Raw genomic sequence first — 3,030 nt, forward strand, 5'->3', positions numbered from 1 at the left:
CGTGCACGGCGCGGTCATGCTCAAGGTCGGGGTAAAGCCGCACCACCTCAGCCAGCGCCTCGCCCGCCAGCGGAACGTCACCGAGGTCGATCAGGTCGAAGAGACCAGCGCGCAAGCCATCGTCAATGTCATGGGCGTTGTAGGCGATATCGTCCGAGATCGCCGCCACCTGGGCTTCCGCGGACGCGTAGGAGTGGAGCTCGAGGTCGTGGTACGCGGCATAGTCGAGGATCGCCTCGGGCAGGCCATGCTCACGGTAACGGCCGACGGGGTCGCCTTCCCGGTTCACCAGCGGGCCGTTGTGCTTGACCAGCCCCTCGAGCGTCTCCCAGGTCAGGTTCAGTCCATCAAAGGTGGCATAGCGCTGTTCGAGCCGCGTCAGGATGCGGAGCGACTGGGCATTGTGGTCGAAGCCTCCGAAAGGCCGCATCAGAATATCGAGCTCCCGCTCGCCGGCATGGCCGAAGGGCGTGTGGCCAAGGTCATGGGCCAGCGCCAGCGCTTCCGCCAGATCCTCGTCGAGGCCGAGCGCCCTGGCGATCGAGCGCGCCACCTGGGCGACCTCGATCGTGTGGGTGAGCCTCGTCCGGTAATGGTCGCCCTCGTGATACACGAAGACCTGGGTTTTGTGCTTCAGGCGCCGGAAGGCCTGGGAATGGATGATCCTGTCCCGGTCCCGCGCGAAGGGCGTGCGCGGTCCTGCATCCTGTTCGGGAAAGACGCGCCCCCGGCTGTCCTCCGGGCGGGAGGCGAAGGCTGCCGTGAACCGTTGCATGGGAGAACCCCCGGGAGAATCCATTGACAAGACGCGAGATCGCAACAACATACACCAGCATGAGCCAGTCAATCACCCTTACCGAACGCGCCGCTGTCCGCATTCGCGACATTCTGGCGCGCGAGCCTGGCAAGACGGCGCTCCGCGTGGCGGTGAATGGCGGCGGATGTTCCGGCTTCCAGTATGAATTCGTTCTCGCGGACGCGCCTTCCGAAGACGACCTCGTGATTGAGCGCAGCGGCGTCCAGGCGCTGGTCGACCCGGTGAGCCAGGGCTTCCTCGCCGGCTCGGAGATCGACTTCGTTGACGACCTGATGGGCCAGTCGTTCCGCATCACGAACCCGAACGCCACATCCTCCTGCGGCTGCGGCACAAGCTTCTCGATCTGACGGGCTTGCAGGCGCCGCCCGCGCCCGCCATCATGCGCCCATGAAGATTGCCACATGGAACGTCAACTCGATCAAGGCGCGCCTCGAGAATGCGCAGGCCTGGCTCAAACAGGACGATCCCGACATCGTCTGCCTGCAGGAGCTGAAGTGCGAGGACCAGGCTTTTCCCACCTCCGCCTTCGAGGAGATGGGCTACAACGTCCTCACCCACGGGCAGAAGAGCTACAATGGCGTCGCCATCCTGTCCAAGACCAGGCCCGAGGACGTGCGGCGCGGGCTCGACGGCGAGGCGGAGGACGCGCAGGCGCGCTACATCGAGGCCGTCTTCCCGGCAGCCTCTGGCATGGTGCGGGTGGCTTCGATCTACCTGCCCAACGGAAATCCTCCAGACACGGATAAGTTCGCCTACAAGCTGCGCTGGATGGACCGGCTGACGGCCCATGCACGGAAGCTCCTGACGCTCGAGGAGCCGTTGGTGCTGGCGGGCGACTACAATGTGATCCCCACCCCGCTCGACGCGAAAAACCCCGAAGCCTGGACGGGTGACGCGCTGTTCAGACCCGAATCACGCGCGAAATTCAGGAGCCTCGTGAACCTCGGCTTCACCGACGCCATCCGTCAGGTGCATGGCGACGCGCCGGATCTCTATACCTTCTGGGATTACCAGGCGGGCGCCTGGCAGCGGAACAACGGCATCCGGATCGACCATCTGCTGCTTTCGCCCCAGGCGGCAGACCGGCTGACGGGCGCACGGATCGCGCGCGCGGTGAGAACGCAGGAGCGGCCCTCGGACCATGTTCCGGTGGTGGTCGACCTTCGGGACTGAGCCGCGGACACGTCCCAGAAATAAAAAACGCCCGCGAACCTCTGGACGAGGTGCGCGGGCGCTGAAATGCGAGGCGGCGAAGTTTACTTCGGTGCCTTGACGCCGAAGGCGGCCATGGATGCCTCGAAGGGCTTGAAAGCCTCCTTGGCGGTGTTGACGTAGAGCTCGTTCATCTTCGTCATCTGCGCGACGAAGGCATCGTAGCTCTCCTTGGCGAAGGCCTGCTGGGCTTCCAGCGCCTTTTCCATGGACTTGGCACCCGTCAGCTTCTCGAGAGCGGCCGAGCCCTTTTCGAAGGACTTGCGCGAGAATTCAGCGGTTTCCTGGGCGATGGCCTGCATGCCCTTGGTCACAGCGGTCGAAGAGGCGACATAAGCCTCGAAACCGTCTTTGCCGAGGGACTGGAACTCTTCAAAAGACTTCATCATTGGGGTATCTCCGTATTGCAGCGTGATCGATGTTGCTAATATGTGCACTGCAACATGAAAGTCAATCTGATTTCGCGTTGCAACAATCTTATCCTTTGGTATGCACCGGAAGCCCTCGGCTTTACTCTCCGCTAACGAAGCCTGTTTCACATGGCGGCGGGACTTGGGAGCGGGGACAGGCCGGATCAGCGGGTTGGCTGGTGCGGCTGCAATATGGTATTGGTCGTTCAACCTCTGAACGGCCATGCAGCTTGGAGTGGGCATGTTGAACTTTGGGTTTTGCGGCGGATCGGTTGCCAGGCGGGCGTGCCGCGTTCTCGGGTCATGTGGGGTCCTGCTGGTCGCCCTTGCTGGCGCGATGGGACTGTTCAGCGCAACGGCAGATGCCAATCCGAAATTTGCGGCCATCACGGTTGATGCCCGCAACGGCAAGGTGTTGTTCGCCTCGCAGGCCGATGCGACGCGGCATCCCGCATCGCTGACCAAGATCATGACGCTCTATATCCTGTTCCAGGAACTCGATGCCGGCAGGCTGCGCCTCGATTCGCCCATCCGCATGTCGGCGCGGGCGGCGGGCATGGCGCCCTCGAAGCTTGGCGTGAAGGTTGGCCA

5 protein-coding genes are annotated in these 3,030 nt (G+C 63.3%); 3 read left to right on the forward strand and 2 right to left on the reverse strand.

Annotated features, from left to right (window positions below; translation table 11 throughout):
- On the reverse strand, window positions 1-775 hold a 775-nt coding region (dgt, locus tag ACILRA_RS21525), incomplete at its 3' end, for a dGTP triphosphohydrolase (protein ID WP_395664088.1).
- 59 nt (window positions 776-834) lie between these two features.
- On the opposite strand from dgt, the gene erpA reads away from it, so the two are divergent.
- On the forward strand, window positions 835-1,164 hold the full coding sequence (gene erpA, locus ACILRA_RS21530; protein ID WP_395664092.1) for an iron-sulfur cluster insertion protein ErpA: 330 nt from the start codon (window positions 835-837) through the stop codon (window positions 1,162-1,164).
- 40 nt (window positions 1,165-1,204) lie between these two features.
- Window positions 1,205-1,990: an exodeoxyribonuclease III gene (xth, locus tag ACILRA_RS21535; protein ID WP_395664089.1), complete on the forward strand. Its 786-nt coding sequence runs from the start codon at window positions 1,205-1,207 to the stop codon at window positions 1,988-1,990.
- An 83-nt stretch (window positions 1,991-2,073) separates the two neighbouring features.
- On the opposite strand, the gene ACILRA_RS21540 is transcribed toward xth, so the two are convergent.
- Complete coding sequence (locus ACILRA_RS21540) at window positions 2,074-2,418, reverse strand: phasin family protein (RefSeq protein ID WP_395664090.1); 345 nt, start codon at window positions 2,416-2,418, stop codon at window positions 2,074-2,076.
- Between the two features lie 358 nt (window positions 2,419-2,776).
- Here ACILRA_RS21540 and ACILRA_RS21545 point away from each other — a divergent pair.
- Window positions 2,777-3,030 (forward strand): serine hydrolase (locus ACILRA_RS21545; RefSeq protein ID WP_395664091.1); only part of this gene is annotated, 254 nt, incomplete at its 3' end.

Origin of the sequence: Aestuariivirga sp. (assembly GCF_044239095.1) — a bacterium.
Taxonomy (GTDB): Bacteria; Pseudomonadota; Alphaproteobacteria; order Rhizobiales; family Aestuariivirgaceae; genus Aestuariivirga.